This window comes from Streptomyces hesseae (assembly GCF_031845785.1).
Taxonomy (GTDB): domain Bacteria; phylum Actinomycetota; class Actinomycetes; order Streptomycetales; family Streptomycetaceae; genus Streptomyces; species Streptomyces hesseae.
In genome coordinates this window covers 35,035-51,459 of the sequence record NZ_JAVRFI010000016.1, presented here as the reverse complement: position 1 = coordinate 51,459, position 16,425 = coordinate 35,035, and the positions used below count along the sequence as shown (strand labels likewise).

Genomic DNA, 16,425 nt, shown 5'->3' with positions numbered 1-16,425 from the left:
CCCCGGGCGGCGTCCATAGTTGTCGGAGCGCTCCTCTGCCTGCCACGCGCCGTGGCGGGCGCCCTGGCGCGCATCCCTCGTGAAGGTGAGTTGAGACCTCACCGAGACCTGGACCATTCATGAGGCGTGGATATGCCACAGCCCGATGGCCCACTACAAAAGCGCTCAACAGCCTGCGTTTCCATGATCATTGAAGGAAATCGCCAGAGCAGAAACGTGCCTGTCAACAGTCAAATGCCGTGCCCTGCCAAAGGACCAACCGAGCCCTACTATCGGCTCGCCATGACAGCAGCAGGGAAGCACCAGGTGAGCCGGGCCGAGTCATCCCGCCGGGCCAGTCGGCAAGGGCGGGCGGGCATCCGGGACGTGGCCGCCGCCGCCGGCGTCTCGATCACGACCGTCTCCGACGCGCTCAACGGCAAGGGCCGGCTCCCGGACGCGACCCGCCGCCATGTCCGCGAAGTCGCCGACCGGCTGGGCTACCGCCCGTCGGCGGCGGCCCGCACCCTCCGTACCGGCAAGTCGGGGCTGATCGGCCTGACCGTGACCACCTACGGGGATGAACCTTTCACCTTCACCGAGTTCGCCTACTTCGCCGAAATGGCCAGAGCCGCCACCTCCGCCGCGCTCGCCCGCGGCTACGCCCTGGTCATCCTCCCCGCCACCTCCCGGCACGACGTGTGGTCCAACGTCGCCCTGGACGGCACGGTCGTGGTGGACCCCTCCGACCACGACCCCGTGGTCTCCGACCTGGTCCGCCAGGGCATCCCCGTGGTCTCCGACGGCCGCCCCGCGGGCTCCCTGCCGGTGACCGCCTGGGTCGACAACGACCACGAGGCGGCCGTGCTCGGCATCCTCGACCACCTGGCCGCCGCCGGGGCACGCCGGATCGGCCTGCTCACCGGCACCACCACGGACACCTACACCCGGCTCTCCACCACCGCCTACCTGCGCTGGTGCGAGCGGGTCGGCCAGGACCCGGTCTACGAGGAGTACCCCGCCCACGACCCGTGCGCGGGCGCCGTGGCCGCCGACCGGCTGCTGGCCCGGCCCGACCGGCCGGACGCCGTCTACGGGCTGTTCGACCCCAACGGCACCGACCTCCTCGCCGCCGCCCGCCGCTACGGCCTGCGCGTCCCGGACGACCTGCTGCTCGTCTGCTGCAGCGAGTCCACGGTCTACGCGACCACCGAGCCGCCCATCACCACGCTCTCGCTCAAGCCCCGGCGCATCGGCACCGCCGTCGTCCAACTGCTCATCGACGCGATCGAGGGCCTCGACACCGGCCGGCCGGTGGAACAGGTGATACCCACCGAACTGATCGTCCGGACCTCCTCCGAACGCCGCCCGCCGCGCACCACCATCAGCGCGCCCCGCGGCCCCGCCACCCCCTGACCCTCCGCACCCCGCCCGACGCGCGTCAACCGGAAGTGGACCCCGTGTCCGGCGCGAGGGCAGTGGGTCATCCGCCCCGGGGAGCCGTCCGGGAGCCGCCTGACCGGCGCTTACGGCACATTTAACGGCTCATTTGGGGAGAAATGACCGGCGATCCCGGCCTCCCGCCCCGATTCACGGCCCCTGGTGCGTCACAAGGCGCGACGGTCATTCCTATGATGGGCGCACGACACCACGGACCGCCGTCGACCAGGCAAGGTCCACAAGGTGCACGGCGGCGCGATGGTGGAGGGGTCGATGACTCAGGGGGCCGGTCAGGGAGCGGCACGGACCACGGCGGCGATGCCGCCCTTCCCCGGGTACGCCACACCCGCGCCCGGCTACGCCCATGCCGCTCCCCCGCCCGTACAGCCCGCCCACGAGTACCCGGAGTACCCCGAGGGCTACACCCCGACCGCCCGTGACCTCCCGGTCATCGGCGGGCCCGCCACGCCCCAGGACGTGCCCACCGTGGAGCTGACCCCGCTCTCCGCCCCGCAGCAGCAGCCGCAGCAGCAGCCCCTGCCCTCCGGGCCCGGCCCGCTGTACGTCGTCGGCGACGTCCACGGCTATCTCGACGAGCTCCACCGGGCCCTCTTCGAGCAGGGCCTCATCGACGAGCACGGCCACTGGGCCGCGGGCAACGCCCGGCTGTGGTTCCTCGGCGACTTCACCGACCGGGGGCCGGACGGCATCGGCGTCATCGACCTGGTCATGCGGCTGTCCGCCGAGGCGGCCGCCGCCGGCGGCTACTGCAAGGCCCTCATGGGCAACCACGAGCTGCTGCTGATCGGCGCCAAGCGGTTCGCCGACACCCCGGTGAACTCCGGCGCCGGCACCGCCTCCTTCCAGGCCGCCTGGCTGCTCAACGGCGGCCAGCGCACCGACATGGAGCGCCTGGAGGACCACCACCTCCAGTGGATGTCGCGCCTGGACGCGATCGCCGAGGAGGACGGGCACCTGCTCGTCCACTCCGACACGACCGCCTATCTGGAGTACGGCGACTCCATCGCGGCCGTCAACGACACGATCACCGAGGCCCTCCAGCGGAACGACCCCGACGAGTGCTGGGATCTCTTCCGCAAATTCACCAAGCGCTTCGCCTTCCGCGACGAGGAAGCGGGCCCCGTGGCCGTACGGGAGCTGCTGCACACGTACGGCGGCAGCCGTATCGTGCACGGCCACAGCCCCATCCCCTACCTTCTGGGCGAGGTAGGTACCGAGGACGCGGACGGTGATGAGGGCGCGCCCCGTGTGGAGGGCCCGCACCTGTACGCCGACGGGCTCGCGCTCGCCATGGACGGCGGCGTCACCATGGCCGGAAAACTGCTGGTCGTACAACTCCCCCTGGCGGGCTGAGGGTTCGGCGGGCCGCCGCACGGGCAGGTGAGGAGTTCCACCGACGCGGGGCAATTCGGGAAACCGACTGTCACCACGCGGCGGTGCGGCTCTACCATCGGCTTATCCGTAGCAGGCTCTCCTCCGTTTCCGCCCACCGTCGGCACCGGCCGGCAAGAGGGCCCTACGGAGCATCGGGGGATGCACATGAACAGCGCTCCGCACCTGCTGACCGAGGACCGCCCGGAATTCGAGCGAGTTCTCGACCAGGCGTTGCGTACCGCGAACCATGACCCACAGATCAGCGCCCTGGCCGCCGCGATAGGACAGCGCCTCAATACCGAACAGTTGCGCAGTATGGCCCTCAGCGCCATGACGGCCATCTCCGCCTGCGCGATGACGGAATATCAGGACTTCATCAGGGCGCGGGAGGAGCAACGCGCCTGGTCGGCCACCGCCAGGCCGCCGGCGGGCGAGCACGACGACGGCCGTACGGGCGCGCCGTCCCCCTCCCTCTCCCCCGCGGACGTCCCCGAGGACCAGGGAGCGGGCGCCGGCGCGGTCGTCGTCGTGCTCGCCCCCGTCCTGGCGGGGATCGCCGCCTTCATCTTCCTGCTCATCGGCTACGTCCTGCGGACGGTCGGGTCGAACGGGGCCGTCGCCGACCCGATCATCAAGATCGGCTGGTGGTTCGGCGGTTTCACCGTCGCCGCGGTGCTCATCGCCAGCTCCGGCATGCTGGTCACGGCCGTGCGCAACGGCAGGCAGACCGAGGAGACGCCGCGGCACGACGGACTCCCCGACGGCTACGACCAGCTCTCCCAGGAGACCGAGCGGGCCCGTGAGGCCTGGCGGCAGGCGCTGCTGGACCGGGGCATCCTGCCCTTCCTCCGGGAGTCGCTGGCCAACACCCCGGCCGGACAACGTCGCCCGCCAGCCCCCAGAAACCACACCGGGCCCGGCCGTACCCCCCAGCTCGGCTACTCCCGGCCCGGCTTCTCGAGCCCCGACGACGGCCGTTCCTCCCCCAGCCGCGCGGGCTTCACCAGCCCGGACTACACCGGCCCCGAGTTCGGCGGCCCGGGCCCCGGGAAGGACTGACCGGGCCGGCGCGCGACCGGACGTCGCGCACCACCGTGAAACCGCCTCCGGAAGGCCCTCCGGAGGCGGCTCCGCCGGCTACTCGGCGATCGGGAGATACACCCGGTTGCCGGAGGCGGCGAATTCGCGGGACTTCTGCGCCATTCCGGCCTCGGCGTCCACAGCGGGATCCCCGCCGAGATCCCCGCCGTGCTCACGGCGAATGTCTTGCGAGATCTTCATCGAACAGAATTTCGGGCCGCACATCGAGCAGAAGTGTGCGGTCTTCGCCGGCTCCGCCGGAAGCGTCTCGTCGTGGAAGGCGCGGGCGGTGTCCGGGTCGAGGGCCAGATTGAACTGGTCCTCCCAGCGGAATTCGAAACGCGCGTCGGAGAGCGCGTCGTCCCACTCCTGGGCGCCCGGGTGGCCCTTGGCCAGATCCGCCGCATGCGCGGCGATCTTGTAGGTGATCACACCGGTCTTGACATCGTCGCGGTCCGGCAGGCCCAGGTGCTCCTTGGGCGTGACGTAGCAGAGCATCGCCGTGCCCCACCAGGCGATCATCGCCGCGCCGATCCCCGAGGTGATGTGGTCGTACGCGGGCGCGACATCCGTGGTCAGGGGGCCGAGCGTGTAGAACGGAGCCTCCTCGCAGATCTCCTGCTGGAGGTCGATGTTCTCCTTGATCTTGTGCATCGGGACATGGCCCGGGCCCTCGATCATCGTCTGGACGTTGTGCCGCTTGGCGATCCGGTTGAGCTCGCCGAGGGTCTTGAGCTCGGCGAACTGGGCCTCGTCGTTCGCATCCGCGATCGAACCGGGGCGCAGCCCGTCACCGAGGGAGTAGGTGACGTCGTACGCGGCGAGGATCTCGCAGAGTTCCTCGAAGTTCTCGTAGAGGAACGACTCCTTGTGGTGCGCCAGGCACCACGCGGCCATGATCGAGCCGCCGCGCGAGACGATCCCGGTCTTGCGGCGGGCGGTCAGCGGGACGTGGCGCAGCAGCACGCCGGCGTGGACGGTCATGTAGTCGACGCCCTGCTCGGCCTGTTCGATGACCGTGTCCTTGTAGATCTCCCAGGTGAGCTCCTCGGCCTTGCCGTCGACCTTCTCCAGGGCCTGGTAGAGCGGCACGGTGCCGATCGGCACGGGGGAGTTGCGCAGCACCCACTCACGGGTGGTGTGAATGTTGCGGCCGGTGGAGAGGTCCATGACCGTGTCGGCGCCCCAGCGGGTCGCCCAGGTCATCTTCTCCACCTCCTCCTCGATGGAGGAGGTGACGGCGGAGTTGCCGATGTTGGCGTTCACCTTCACCAGGAACTTCTTGCCGATGATCATCGGCTCGATCTCCGGGTGGTTCACATTCGCCGGGAGGACGGCCCGGCCCGCCGCGATCTCCTCGCGGACCGTCTCGGGGGAGACGTTCTCGCGGAGGGCGACGTACTCCATCTCCGCGGTGATCTCGCCCCGGCGGGCATACGCGAGCTGGGTGACCGCCATGCCGTCGCGGCCCCGGCGGGGCTGGCGGGGGCGGCCCGGGAAGACCGCGTCGAGGTTCTTCAGGCCCCCTCGGGGGGACGTGTGCTTGACGCCGTCGTCCTCCGGGCGCATGGGGCGCCCCGCGTACTCCTCGGTGTCGCCGCGGGCGATGATCCAGTTCTCCCGCAGCGGGGCGAGGCCGCGCCGGACGTCCGTCTCGACGGCCGGGTCGGTGTACGGGCCGGAGGTGTCGTACAGCCGCACGTCCTGCCCGTTGGTGAGGTGGACCCGCCGCACCGGAACCCTGAGGTCCGGCCGCGAGCCGGTCACGTAGTCCTTGTGCCAGCCGATCTCCCGGCCGGTCGCGGACGTGCGTGCATCCTGCGTGGTCATCAGACCAAACTCCCTACGCCGGCATTACCCGGTAACAGGTTCGGCGGTCGACGCAGCGGCGTTCGTACGTGCGGTCGTACGAAGGTCAGCGCCCTCTCAGCCCGGTGCTCCGAGCTCCCGCGATTGCAAAGGTGCCACCACGCTAGCGCCTCCGTCCGCCGGAGGGCCAGTGGGGCTTGCGATGATGCGGCGGTGACCCGCACCGACTCCACCCCCCCAGCTCCCCACCACCACGCGCACGGCCATTCGCACGGACACTCCCACAGCCATGGCCCCGCGACGCCCGTCTCGTCACACCTCCGCAAGGTGATCGCGGCGGTGCTCGTGCCCTTCACCGTGGCGGTGCTGGCCGGCCTGATAGTCCTCTGGCCGGGCGGCGCGCCACCACACCAGCACACCGGTGTCGGCCTCGACCAGCAGTTGCGGTCGGGGCAGGTGACGAAGATCGAGAAATTCGACTGCCCGAAGTCCGGCGGGCTGCCGGGCGGGCCCCAGCAGAGCCCGTCGCCCGCCCCGGCCGCAGCCCAGGGGACCTGCGAGAAGGCCACCATCGAGGTGACCGAGGGCCCGGACAAGGGCAGGACCTTCACCGAGATCGTCCAGCCGAGCGCGTCGCGTCGCTACGACGTGGGCCAGAAGGTGATCCTCGCCTACGCGCCGAAGGCTCCCGAGAATCTGCGCTATTCGGTCACGGACGTGGACCGTGACTTTCCGATGGCCCTGCTCGCGGGGGTGTTCGCGCTCGCGGTCGTGGTCGTGGGCCGGCTGCGCGGGGGCTTCGCGCTGGTGGCCCTGGTGATCAGCTTCGGGATCCTGACGCTGTTCATCCTCCCGGCGATCCTCCAGGGCTCCAATCCCCTGCTGGTCGCCGTGATCGGCGGCAGCGCGATCATGCTGATCGCGCTCTACATGTGCCACGGCCTCAACGCGCGCACCTCGGTGGCGGTGCTGGGCACGCTGACGTCCCTGCTGGTCATCGGGCTGCTCGGGTCGCTGTTCATCGACTGGGCCCATCTGACGGGCAACACGGACGACCAGACGGGGCTCGTGCACGGCCTCTATCCGCAGATCGAGATCCGGGGCCTGCTGCTCGCGGGCATCATCATCGGCTCGCTGGGCGTGCTCGACGACGTCACGGTCACCCAGACCTCGGCGGTGTGGGAGCTGAAGGAGGCGAACCCGTCGGCGAATTGGCGGAAACTCTACGGTTCCGCGATGCGCATCGGGCGGGACCATATCGCCTCGGTCGTGAATACGCTGGTCATGGCGTACGCGGGTGCGTCCCTGCCGCTGTTGCTGCTGTTCTCGATCGCGGACAGCGGTGTGGGCACGGTGGCGACCAGCGAGATCGTCGCGGAGGAGATCGTCCGGACGCTGGTGGGCAGCATCGGCCTGGTGGCCTCGGTGCCGGTGACGACCCTCCTCGCCGCGCTCGTTGTCAGTGCCGACCGGCATGATGGAGGCAAGGGGAGGGCGAAGGCCCGGGGCGGCAGGCGCCGTCGCGCGAAGTAGCGGGGAGACGGGGGGCTTCCGGTGGTCGGTGAGCTGGGAAGAGTGACGGGGACGGTCGGTCCCGGGCTGGTCGGCGAGGTGATCGTACGGGTCCGGGGCGGCGCCGAGGCCTTCCTGGCCTACGCCGCCGAGCCGGGCGAGCGCCTCGAGCGGGGAACGGTCGTGATGGTCACGGAATATCAACCGCCGCGCACCGTCTATGTGACGTCCGCCTACACCTGATTCCGCAGTCGCGGGCGGGGTATCAGCGTCTTCACCCGGCCTCGCCGGGTCGCACATCTCGTGAACGGACGGCCTCGCAGCGGGCCGTAAAGGGGGGAGAGACGCATGGTCGTCGGCGTCGTGGCGGGGGCGGTCCTCGTCGCGGTCATCATTCTGGTCGGGCTGTTCAAGCTCATGTGGCGGGTCGCGGAGCCCAACGAGGCCCTGATCATCTCCGGTTCCAAGCACCGTACGGAGGGCTTGGGGGACGGGCTTGGGTTCCGGATAGTCACGGGGCGGGGGACGTTCGTGCTGCCGGGGGTACAGGCGGTGCGCAAGTTGTCCCTCGACCTCAACGAGGCGGATCTCAACGTGGATTGCGTCACCAAGCAGGGCATTCCACTGAAGGTGCACGGCGTAGTGATCTTCAAGGTGGGCGATGACTTCGTCTCGATCGCCAACGCCGCCCGCCGCTTCCTCGACCAGCAGAAACACATGCCCGAGCGGGTGCACAACGTCTTCGCCGGTCATCTGCGGTCGATCGTCGGCGGGTTGACCGTGGAGGACATGATCCGCGACCGGGAGCGGCTGACGGGTGAGACCCGGGCCGCCTCGGGCACGGAGATGGAGAAGCTGGGTCTGATCATCGACTCCCTCCAGATCCATGAGATCCAGGACCCCTCGGGTTACATCCAGAACCTCTCCGCGCCGCACGCCGCCGCCGTGCGCCGGGACGCCCGGATCGCCCAGGCGGAGGCGGACCGGCTGGCCACCGAGGCGGAGCAGCAGGCCGCGGCACGGATGTCGGAGGCCCAGCGCGACAGCGAGATCCTTCAGGCCGGCTATCAGGCCGAGCGGGACAGCGCCGCCGCCAAGGCACGGCAGGCCGGCCCGCTGGCGGAGGCCGCCGCGCGCCAGGAGGTCGTCGTCCAGGAGACCCGGGTCGCGGAGCTGGACGCCATGCGCCGGGAGCAGCAGCTCCAGGCCGACGTCCGCAAGCCCGCGGACGCGACGGCGTACGAGAAGCGGACGCTGGCGGAGGCCGAGCGCGACGCCCGGATCTCGGCGGCCGAGGCGAAGGCCAAGGAGACGGAGCTCGCCGCGGCGGCCGAGGCGACGCGTGTGAAGACGGCGGCGGGTGCCGAGGCCGAGGCCACCAGGACGCGCGGTGACGCCGCCGCCGCGGCGACCCGTGCCACCGGTGAGGCCGAGGCCGCTGCCGCGCAGGCCAAGGGTCTGGCGGCGGCCGAGGCGGCCAGGGCCCAGGGGCTCGCCGAGGCCGAGGCCCTCAAGGCCCGGGCGACGGCCCTCGCGGAGAACCAGGACGCGGTGGTCGCACAGCAACTCGCCGAGAAGTGGCCCGAGATCGTCCAGGCGGGCGCTCAGGCGTTCGGAAATGTGGATCACATGGTGCTGCTGAACGGGGCGGACGGCATGTCCGACCTGTTCGCCAAGGCGCTGACGATGGGAGGTACGGGTCTGGGGCTCGCCCGGCAGCTGCTCTCGGCCATGGGCACGACCGACGGAGCGGGTACGAGCGCGAGCGCGGGCACGGTGGGGAACGGTGGCCTGATCGGCGGCGCCGGGACGTCCGGTGCTGCGGGTGGTGCCGGTGGAGCAGTCGGGGGAACGGTCGCCGGCGCGGACGCGCACGGCGGTACGGCCGGCGTGGCCGCGGACACGGTGGCCGACGGCGGCAGGGGGCCGCGAGCGCGGGTCCCGGCATTCGTTCCGCAGGGTCGGGAGGCGGCACCGCGCGCCGAGCGGGTGCCGATCGAGGAGGACGGCGATACGCCCGTGACGGGCGGCGGCACACCGGCTCCCGAGGCCGGCTAACCCGCGTTCTGTCCCTCGGGGTTACCGGCGAGGATGCTGTCGAGCGCCGCGGCGAGTTCGTAGTCGAAGTCGGCGACCGTGTGCTCCTCGCCGAGCGGGGCGACGCGGTCGGTCCGGTCCAGGAAGGCCACCAGCGGCGCCGCCCCGGCCCGGAACAGGGCGCCTTCGCCGCCCACTTGCAGCCGGATGAAGACGTCCGACAGATGCTGGGAGGAGGCGGGGGCGATGTGCACATCGCCCTCGCCGGAGGGCTGGCTCAGCCCGTCGAGGAGCAGCTCCCTGGCGAAGGCCCAAGTCACGGGCGCGTCGCCGGGGAGGTGGAAGGTGAACTTCACCGCGTAGGGGTCGCTGCTGTCGTAGCCCAGCTCCACCGGGATCCGGAAGGACAGCTCCTCGGAGACGAGGAAGGTCATGACCACTTCTGCCTGAACTGTGTCGCGCATCGCCCAATGCCCCGTCTTCGTCGGTTTGGCAGGGATTGAAGCCTGATGGCCCCAATGACGCCATAGTCTGACAAGAACGCCCGGTGGATCACAAGGAGTGATTTTCCAGTTACCCATGGAGACCGAGGGTGAGCATACGAGCTCGCCGACTCTGGAGCGTAGCGACTCGACTACGGGGCGGAGTCGTAACGGGGGATTTGCTGGCACGGACCGGCCGAGAACTGGCCAAAGTGGCCCTAGGGCGCACGGATTACCGTAGGGGCGGCGCCCGGGGCGTTCACGTTGACGGAGGAATGTTGACGGGAGAGATAACTCCTCGCCTTCCGCTTCGTTGAGTTGACCAGCGGGCACCGGAAGGTGGCGTGGGCGACGTCGCCCGACCGGTGGGCGCTGCCCGGGCGTCCCCCTCGCCCGGGACGGCCGGCTCCTACCAGTCGCCCTTCGACGAGGAGGACGACGTGAACTTCTTGACGACGAAGACCAGGCCGGCGACCAGCGCCACCAGCAGCAGCGCCTTGAAGAGCAGGCCGATGACAAAGCCGAGCAGGCTCATGATCAGGCTGCCGAACACCACCAGCACGAGAACCGGCACCGCGACCCAGGTCACCCACCAGGGCAGTCCCGCGAATATCCCCTTCTCAGCCATCTCGACTCCTGATCTCCGCTTCAAGCGTGGATTCACACGCTGTTGTCACGTCATGGCCGCCGCGTCGGCGGGATTGAATGCCCCGCCGTGATTCACCGGCCGCCCGGAGCGGAATGCCCCGGCCTGTTCTCGATGCTAGGCCCGGGGAGGGGCCCGACGGGGGCCCGACAGCCCCCGTAGACCCCTGAACGGCCCCCTACGGGATTCCGGGGGCGGGGGTCAGCTCTCCGGTGGAGAGAAGACGACGAGAACCCGGAGATCCTCACTGATGTGGTGGAACTTGTGGGGCGTCCCGGCCGGTACATAGACCACGCTGCCGCGCCCGACGGTGGTGGTCTCCGTGCCCACCGTGATCGACGCCCGGCCGCTCACCACCACATAGACCTCGTCCTGAGCGTGCGGCCCCTGGGGATCGGCGGCACCGGCGTCCAGCGCGTAGAGCCCCACGGACATGTTCCGCTCCCGCAGGAACTGCAAATACGCGCCGTCGTTGGCAGCGCGCTCCACTTCCAGCTCGTCCAGCCGGAACGCCTTCATCCGCCGTCCATTCCTCGCCGCCCGGCCCTGCCGGGCCGGTCGTGGTCCTCGCGCGCATCCCCGTCGGCCGCGCCCGTCTGCAACGATCTCACCATGAAGAATTTCGTAGTCAAGACGATCGCCAACGCGGCGGCCCTGGCGGTGGCCATCTGGCTGCTCAAGGGAATCACGCTGTCCGGCGAGAACACCGCTCGCAAGGTGGTCACGCTCTTCCTCGTCGCGCTCGTCTTCGGCGCGGTCAACTTCATCGTCAAGCCGGTCGTGAAGCTGCTGTCGTTCCCGCTCTTCATCCTGACCCTCGGCCTGATCACCCTGGTGATCAACGCCCTGATGCTGCTGCTGACCTCCTGGCTGGCGGACAAGCTCGACCTTGCCTTCCATGTGGACGGCTTCTGGTCCGCGCTGGTCGGCGGCGTGATCATCTCGATCGTGGCCTGGGCGATGCACATCATCCTGCCCGACGAGAACGACTGAACCGCTGCGAGCCGCCGGCGCCGGGCCCCGCACCGGCGCCTCGGCCGACCCGTCGGGGCCACGACAGGAGGACGGCTCGAGCCTCCCCCCTCAAGAACCTAGCTCCCCCTGACTGACCTGGGAAGATGCCGCTCTTAGGGCCTCTGACCTGCATCTTTATGCGTTTCAGAGCGTTTCCCGCATCGCTGTGTTTTGGGGGCTCGCGCCCCCCAAACGCTCCCCCGTTCTCCCCAGATTCTCCCCACGGGGAGGGCCCGCTTCGCCCCCCGCTCCGCACGTCCGAGCCGGGGGGCGTCCTGCTATCCGGCCTCCACTGCATGATGGCCGGGCGCCAGCGGACGGACGGGGCGACGGCCCCTCGAACTCAACTGCCCCCGGCTTGTGGGCGAACAAGACAGAGCCCCGTCCGGCCGACGGCCGGACGGGGCGGATTCCTGCCCTGCGATCAGATCAGCGTGGACCTGTGGGCACCCATGGGCGCGATCCTCGGGGCGCAGTCGGGGCACGCAACTCGGGCGTACCCGGGTCCACTTGCGCTCGGGATGTAGGCGATGGTCACCGGGGCCACTGTCTCTCTATTGCAGTTGCAGCAGTGAGCCGGGCGATTCGCTGGGACCTCGGGGAACAGTTCGTCGTAGTTCATGCGGTCACCACCGCCGCGTACGCGTGGGCTCCGTCGTAGGTGTACTCGTAGTCATAGCCCATGGCGCCGGGCACGAGGGCCACGCATCGTCGCCGCTGTCGCTCCCGCTTCTCCAGCTCCTTTTGCCAATGCTGCATGTAGAGCGGGACGAGCGGGCGGGTGCCCGGCGGGATGGGCATGGTCCTGGCGAGGACGTGGACAGGGATGGGGGTCCGGGGAGCGCAGATGACAGGACGGCTCGGCGGCAGGGGCGGGGCGCCCTTCGCGAGCACGGGCGAGGCGGTGGTCCTGGTGGCCCTGCCGCCGACGGCCCGGTGTTTCCCGGCGGTGGGCAGCAGGAATCGAAGCACCCATTGGAAGGCGCGGGCGATAGGATCGCGCATTGAGTTGGTCAGCTCCTACATAGCTGGTCGGCTAAGCCCCGTCGGACCGGTCGCAACGGTCCTTCGGGGCGCTTTTCGTTTTCAGGGGGACGCTATTCCTACTTGTCTAACCTGTCCACCGTTATGCGCTGTCTACCTGTCTAAGTGTTCGAACAATGGCCGGTTTGTCTACGCTCTGCCTATGCCTGAGCGTCCAAGTGATCCCCACAGCCCGCGCGCCCCTTACATGCGGGTGCTTGATGCGCTCCTCGCAGAGATCGAGGCGGGCAAGTACGGGCCGGGCGCCAAGCTTCCGTCCGAACCGGAACTGACCGAGCGCTTTGGAGTGGCGCGGATGACTGCCCGCCGTGCGCTGCGTGAGCTTCGGGAACGCGGGCTTGTCGAGACCGAGTGGGGCAAGGGCACGTTCGTTAAGCGCGCCGACGACGGCGAGGGGTGATCCGTCAGCCCTCGGTGGGTATGGCGAAGACCGCGTCCGCGCACGCCTTGCGGGCGCGGACGGGATCAGCGGAAATGCAACGGGCGCGGCTTAGTGGCCGGGTCCGCTGGGTCAGGGGCGGCCGGTGGGCGTGCTGGCCTCATGGCCGCTGAACAGGGCGCTCAGATCGGGCAGTCGTTCGGCGCGGCGTGCCATGAGGTAGACGCGGTTGCGGGTGCGCTGCACCTCGTGCAGCAGGGTGAACCCTTGGGTCTCGTAGTAGCGGACCAGCCCCGGGAACATGCAGCCGCGCCGGACCCACTCCTTGCCCTCGCGGGCAGCGTGGTCCACTGCCCACAGGGCGATCAGGGTTCCGGGCTTTTGATCACGGTAGGCCGGATCGGTCACCGTGGTGAAGAGGTAGTGGGCGGGCTCAGCGAGCTCTTCGGGCGTCCATCCCCAGGGCGGGGTCTGGTCCTGCACGGTGGTGCAGCCGACGATCCGGGAGGCGTCCTCCTCCAGCACCCACATGCCGCCGTGGGAGTTCTCGGCCTGGGCGGCCAAGTTGTCGGCGCTCTCACGCCAGGAGGGCATATCGCGGCCTTCCAGCCACGTGGAGCGGGACCGGATCATGGCCGCGACTCCGGGAATGTCGGCGGCCGTGGCCGGGCGCATGGCGAACATCTGTGACCTCCGCATCGTCGAGGGGCTGTGGCAGCCTCCCACGGTCAGGGGCTGCGTGCGGGGGGTTCCGGTCCGGGAGGACAGCGGAACCCCCGTGGGGATTACAGGTACGCGCGGGTGGCGAGGTGGAGGTCGATGACCTGGAGAAGCTGCGCGTCACCGTCCTCTCGATACGTCCCCTCGCTGAGACGGCGCACGGCCTTTCGGAGGCCGTCGGGCTTGACGAGTCCGTGGTCGAAGAGCGGCGATCCCTCGTGCAGCATGCGGGCGAAGAGGGGCCGGCCGTGGGTCTTCAGGGCGTGCTGGACGACTTCCGCGAAGGACTCGCGCTCCGCGGGATGGGTGACGTCTTCGCTGAGTCCCAGTGCGGTGAGTCGGCGCCGTTGGAGCTGTTTGAGTTCGCGCCAGTCCATCGGTAGCCACTCGCCGAGCTGGACCATGTCGGGGTCGGCGAACGGGTGTACGGGCCAGATTCCTTCGCGCAGGAGAACCGGGGCAGTGGTCTCCAGAGATAGAAGGCTCATGGAGTTGACGACGGCCGGCGGGGCGATTCCATCATCCGAGAACTCCAGGGCCGCCGCCGCGTGCTCGCCGATCCACGGGAGAAGGTGGACGTCCTTAAGGTCGCCCATGGCCTTGTGCGGGTACTCCTCCTGCGACAGGGCCACCATTTCGTCCCCGCAGAGTCCGGTGACCACGGTGTGGGCGCCGGCCGCGGCCAGGATCTTGGTCATGCGGGTGAACGGGTAGTGAAGCGGCTCCTCGTAGGGACTGATGAGGGCACCGCGGACCCGATCACAGTCGGGATGGAGGGGGGTGTCCCTCATGGCGTCGATCAGGTCGTCCCGGGCGGCGAAGGGAACAGCGGCGCGCATCTCCTTGCGCCGGCGAATCTGCTGGGCGCGACCGGGGCCGCCGATCAGGAGCGCTGACGTGTTCAGTTGTCCGGGGAAGCGTTCGGCGGCTCGGGTCGCCAGCGTGCCGGAGTCGAATCCCCCCGTCAGGTGGAAGACGGTCTTGGCGGGGTCCAGCGGGCGCAAGTCCATGGCGTCGTCCATGGTCGCGACGAAGGCGGCCAGGACGTCGGCGTCCGGGGCAAGTTCGCGTGGTCCGCTGTGCAGGGCGGGCGCGGGGTAGCGCAGAACGAGGTGGCCGCCGTAGTGGGCGGTGGCCCGTTCGGTGAGCCGGTGGATTCCGCGGAACGGGGTGTCGCTGCTGTAGCGCGGCCGGTAGATCAGCAGCCGCGCCACCTCGCGGGAGTTCAGTCCGGTGATGTGGGCTCGCAGGTCGGCCATGTCCCAGGACCCGTGAAGGCTGGTGTCGTCGTGAGCCAGGTAGAGCGGTGTCGTCCGGCACGCGCCGGCCGTGACCCGTACCGGCTCCTGCGGCGTGGTCTCCACCAGCACGTAGTCCGTCGGCCACTGCTCGGTCAGGCACCGTAACGTGTCGTACTCGCTGGGGCTGACAGCGCGGGGCGCGGGGGTGCAGGGGGGACGGCCCGCCACCCTCTCCCGGACGACGAGCAGGGTGCGGTGGCCGTCGCTGACAGCGAGCTGTTCCACCATGGGGTGGGCGTAGGGGGTGACCTCGCTGGAAAGGTCGGCGGTGGTGTACCTGCTCCCGTTCCAGGACCAGCCGGTGTCGGCGGCGTAGGGGGTAAGACGCAGCTTGATCACGATGCCTCCAGATGGTCCGGGGCACGACCGCGCGGGCCGTGCCCCGGGGTGATCAGGGTGTGGTGGTCACACCTTGGTGGTGTCGTAGGTCATGGCGCCGTCGGACGAGCCGGATTCCTTCTTGTACTCGTGGGTCTCGGCCGGTGACTGGACCCGCCGCTGCACCTTGGTCGTGAAGAGCTTTTCGGCGTGTCGCACCCGCTTCGGCGGGGGCAGGAATTCGTCCACTGTGCTCCTCCTACGCGATGCGGTACGGGGAACGTCCCCATACCGTCGTGCGGTGGTGCGGGTGGTGCACCCGCCCGGCCGAAACTCCCCAGGATCGGCCGGACGGGCGTCTTGGAGCCCGCCCCTTCACCAGGCGGACGCATCGGCGTCGCCCGGCATCCGGTGGAGGGGCAGGCGGCTCTAGGTGTTCCTGGCCCTGTCCTGGGCGGCTTCCTTGGGGACATCGCTGCCGTTCGAGAGCACATAGGCGAAGCCCTCCCCGACCGTGCGGAACTCCATGTGCCAGTCCCGGGCGGCGTGCGCCATGCAGGCATCCTGCACGGGTTCAGGCGCCTCCTCGCCCCTGACCTTCCACGCGCAGCCCAGGCAGTCCGCGCTGTACGTCACCGTCTCCGGATGCACGGTGATCGTGTGGGCGGCTTGGTGCGCGTTGCTGTCCGTCACCACGGGATCGTGGCGACCGACGCCGAGGTCGTTCCGGTCACTGGCGTCCGAGGGAACCTCAACCTTCAGCGGCTTCGGCCACTCGCGGGCGCCCGGGGGCTGGCGAAGCACGTAGGAAATGCCCTGGGCACGGATGCGGAACTGCACGTGCCCGGACTTGCCGCCGCCATGCTCCACGCACGCCTCGTGCATGGGCTCAGCCGACCCTTGCCCCTTGATCTTCCATGCGCAGCCGAGGCAGTCAGCGCCATACGTCACGGTGGTGGGGCGCGTAGTGATCTTGTACTGGACATGCCGGATTCTGGCGCGGGTTACCACAGGTGCCCCCGGCGCTCTCGATTGATCAGTGCGACGCGGGCTCTGAGTCGGTCGTTCCCGTTAGCGGGGCGGTAGGTGGTGGTGCGCCACGTCTCCCCGCCGTCCAGCGGAGCAATGCTGACGGTGTCGCCGTCCGAGCCGACGACCTTACCTACGCGGTCGCGCGACGTGTCGGTCACCAAGTCGCCGATCTTCGGGGACCACTTCACGGTCCCGCTCCGGGACACCACAAACGTGGGACGCTCCTCACCCATGGTG

The 16,425-nt window shown here is 69.7% G+C and carries 18 protein-coding genes; 8 read left to right on the top strand and 10 right to left on the bottom strand.

The features are described 5' to 3' along the window. The first annotated feature begins 282 nt into the window (after nt 1-282). From RM609_RS22850 to RM609_RS22840, 3 genes are all read left to right on the top strand, one after another. A complete protein-coding gene (locus RM609_RS22850; protein WP_311613383.1) occupies nt 283-1,395 on the top strand; it encodes a LacI family DNA-binding transcriptional regulator in 1,113 nt (370 codons plus the stop codon). 282 nt (nt 1,396-1,677) lie between these two features. Beyond that, nucleotides 1,678-2,793 (top strand): metallophosphoesterase, encoded by a 1,116-nt coding sequence (locus RM609_RS22845; protein ID WP_311613477.1) that lies wholly within the window; start codon nt 1,678-1,680, stop codon nt 2,791-2,793. A gap of 180 nt (nt 2,794-2,973) precedes the next feature. Then, nucleotides 2,974-3,873 (top strand): hypothetical protein, encoded by a 900-nt coding sequence (locus tag RM609_RS22840; RefSeq protein WP_311613382.1) that lies wholly within the window; start codon nt 2,974-2,976, stop codon nt 3,871-3,873. Between the two features lie 78 nt (nt 3,874-3,951). Here the strand turns inward: RM609_RS22840 and thiC are convergent, their stop codons facing one another. Beyond that, the gene (gene thiC / locus RM609_RS22835; RefSeq protein ID WP_311613381.1) at nt 3,952-5,724 is read right to left on the bottom strand and encodes a phosphomethylpyrimidine synthase ThiC; all 1,773 of its coding nucleotides are present in this window, start codon (nt 5,722-5,724) and stop codon (nt 3,952-3,954) included. A 192-nt stretch (nt 5,725-5,916) separates the two neighbouring features. Here thiC and RM609_RS22830 point away from each other — a divergent pair, with 192 nt between their 5' ends. The 3 genes from RM609_RS22830 to RM609_RS22820 all read left to right on the top strand — a co-directional run bounded on the left by RM609_RS22830 (nt 5,917) and on the right by RM609_RS22820 (nt 9,273). Continuing rightward, a complete protein-coding gene (locus RM609_RS22830; protein ID WP_311613380.1) occupies nt 5,917-7,236 on the top strand; it encodes a YibE/F family protein in 1,320 nt (439 codons plus the stop codon). A 21-nt stretch (nt 7,237-7,257) separates the two neighbouring features. Beyond that, entirely contained in the window at nt 7,258-7,458 is a 201-nt protein-coding gene (locus tag RM609_RS22825) for an NfeD C-terminal domain-containing protein (protein WP_311613379.1), read from the top strand. A 105-nt stretch (nt 7,459-7,563) separates the two neighbouring features. Further along, nucleotides 7,564-9,273: a flotillin family protein gene (locus RM609_RS22820; RefSeq protein WP_311613378.1), complete on the top strand. Its 1,710-nt coding sequence runs from the start codon at nt 7,564-7,566 to the stop codon at nt 9,271-9,273. On the opposite strand, the gene RM609_RS22815 is transcribed toward RM609_RS22820, so the two are convergent. The 3 genes from RM609_RS22815 to RM609_RS22805 all read right to left on the bottom strand — a co-directional run bounded on the left by RM609_RS22815 (nt 9,270) and on the right by RM609_RS22805 (nt 10,899). After that, nucleotides 9,270-9,716 carry an SsgA family sporulation/cell division regulator gene (locus RM609_RS22815; RefSeq protein WP_126915073.1) on the bottom strand — a complete coding sequence of 149 codons (447 nt, stop codon included), beginning with the start codon at nt 9,714-9,716 and terminating at the stop codon, nt 9,270-9,272. The two genes, RM609_RS22820 and RM609_RS22815, sit on opposite strands and share 4 nt — an antisense overlap. A 427-nt stretch (nt 9,717-10,143) precedes the next feature. Further along, nucleotides 10,144-10,362 carry a DUF5326 family protein gene (locus tag RM609_RS22810; protein WP_311613377.1) on the bottom strand — a complete coding sequence of 73 codons (219 nt, stop codon included), beginning with the start codon at nt 10,360-10,362 and terminating at the stop codon, nt 10,144-10,146. A gap of 219 nt (nt 10,363-10,581) precedes the next feature. Then, complete coding sequence (locus tag RM609_RS22805) at nt 10,582-10,899, bottom strand: cupin domain-containing protein (protein WP_311613376.1); 318 nt, start codon at nt 10,897-10,899, stop codon at nt 10,582-10,584. Nucleotides 10,900-10,992: 93 nt separating this feature from the next. On the opposite strand from RM609_RS22805, the gene RM609_RS22800 reads away from it, so the two are divergent. Continuing rightward, nucleotides 10,993-11,373, top strand: a complete 381-nt coding sequence (locus RM609_RS22800) for a phage holin family protein (RefSeq protein WP_311613375.1) — start codon at nt 10,993-10,995, stop codon at nt 11,371-11,373. 639 nt (nt 11,374-12,012) lie between these two features. On the opposite strand, the gene RM609_RS22795 is transcribed toward RM609_RS22800, so the two are convergent. Then, entirely contained in the window at nt 12,013-12,399 is a 387-nt protein-coding gene (locus RM609_RS22795; RefSeq protein WP_311613374.1) for a hypothetical protein, read from the bottom strand. Nucleotides 12,400-12,580: 181 nt separating this feature from the next. Here RM609_RS22795 and RM609_RS22790 point away from each other — a divergent pair, with 181 nt between their 5' ends. After that, a complete protein-coding gene (locus RM609_RS22790; RefSeq protein WP_311613373.1) occupies nt 12,581-12,838 on the top strand; it encodes a GntR family transcriptional regulator in 258 nt (85 codons plus the stop codon). A gap of 111 nt (nt 12,839-12,949) precedes the next feature. On the opposite strand, the gene RM609_RS22785 is transcribed toward RM609_RS22790, so the two are convergent. From RM609_RS22785 to RM609_RS22765, 5 genes are all read right to left on the bottom strand, one after another. After that, nucleotides 12,950-13,501 carry a GNAT family N-acetyltransferase gene (locus RM609_RS22785; protein ID WP_311613372.1) on the bottom strand — a complete coding sequence of 184 codons (552 nt, stop codon included), beginning with the start codon at nt 13,499-13,501 and terminating at the stop codon, nt 12,950-12,952. 101 nt (nt 13,502-13,602) lie between these two features. Further along, nucleotides 13,603-15,177, bottom strand: coding sequence for an asparagine synthetase B family protein (locus RM609_RS22780; RefSeq protein WP_311613371.1), 1,575 nt, complete (start codon nt 15,175-15,177; stop codon nt 13,603-13,605). A gap of 66 nt (nt 15,178-15,243) precedes the next feature. Next, nucleotides 15,244-15,405: a hypothetical protein gene (locus RM609_RS22775; RefSeq protein WP_311613370.1), complete on the bottom strand. Its 162-nt coding sequence runs from the start codon at nt 15,403-15,405 to the stop codon at nt 15,244-15,246. A gap of 180 nt (nt 15,406-15,585) precedes the next feature. After that, nucleotides 15,586-16,167, bottom strand: a complete 582-nt coding sequence (locus tag RM609_RS22770) for a DUF7848 domain-containing protein (RefSeq protein ID WP_438828505.1) — start codon at nt 16,165-16,167, stop codon at nt 15,586-15,588. Further along, nucleotides 16,161-16,376 (bottom strand): hypothetical protein, encoded by a 216-nt coding sequence (locus RM609_RS22765; protein ID WP_311613368.1) that lies wholly within the window; start codon nt 16,374-16,376, stop codon nt 16,161-16,163. The genes RM609_RS22770 and RM609_RS22765 overlap by 7 nt, the downstream gene beginning before the upstream one ends. Between the last annotated feature and the right edge of the window lie 49 nt (nt 16,377-16,425).

Excerpts from the sequence above, each read along its gene's own strand:
- RM609_RS22815 (WP_126915073.1), bottom strand. The coding sequence starts at position 9,716 with ATGCGCGACACAGTTCAGGCAGAAGTGGTCATGACCTTCCTCGTCTCC.
- RM609_RS22840 (WP_311613382.1), top strand. The coding sequence starts at position 2,974 with ATGCACATGAACAGCGCTCCGCACCTGCTGACCGAGGACCGCCCGGAA.
- RM609_RS22795 (WP_311613374.1), bottom strand. The coding sequence starts at position 12,399 with ATGCGCGATCCTATCGCCCGCGCCTTCCAATGGGTGCTTCGATTCCTG.
- thiC (WP_311613381.1), bottom strand. The coding sequence starts at position 5,724 with ATGACCACGCAGGATGCACGCACGTCCGCGACCGGCCGGGAGATCGGC.
- RM609_RS22785 (WP_311613372.1), bottom strand. The coding sequence starts at position 13,501 with ATGTTCGCCATGCGCCCGGCCACGGCCGCCGACATTCCCGGAGTCGCG.
- RM609_RS22805 (WP_311613376.1), bottom strand. The coding sequence starts at position 10,899 with ATGAAGGCGTTCCGGCTGGACGAGCTGGAAGTGGAGCGCGCTGCCAAC.
- RM609_RS22850 (WP_311613383.1), top strand. The coding sequence starts at position 283 with ATGACAGCAGCAGGGAAGCACCAGGTGAGCCGGGCCGAGTCATCCCGC.
- RM609_RS22790 (WP_311613373.1), top strand. The coding sequence starts at position 12,581 with ATGCCTGAGCGTCCAAGTGATCCCCACAGCCCGCGCGCCCCTTACATG.
- RM609_RS22810 (WP_311613377.1), bottom strand. The coding sequence starts at position 10,362 with ATGGCTGAGAAGGGGATATTCGCGGGACTGCCCTGGTGGGTGACCTGG.
- RM609_RS22820 (WP_311613378.1), top strand. The coding sequence starts at position 7,564 with ATGGTCGTCGGCGTCGTGGCGGGGGCGGTCCTCGTCGCGGTCATCATT.
- RM609_RS22845 (WP_311613477.1), top strand. The coding sequence starts at position 1,678 with ATGGTGGAGGGGTCGATGACTCAGGGGGCCGGTCAGGGAGCGGCACGG.
- RM609_RS22800 (WP_311613375.1), top strand. The coding sequence starts at position 10,993 with ATGAAGAATTTCGTAGTCAAGACGATCGCCAACGCGGCGGCCCTGGCG.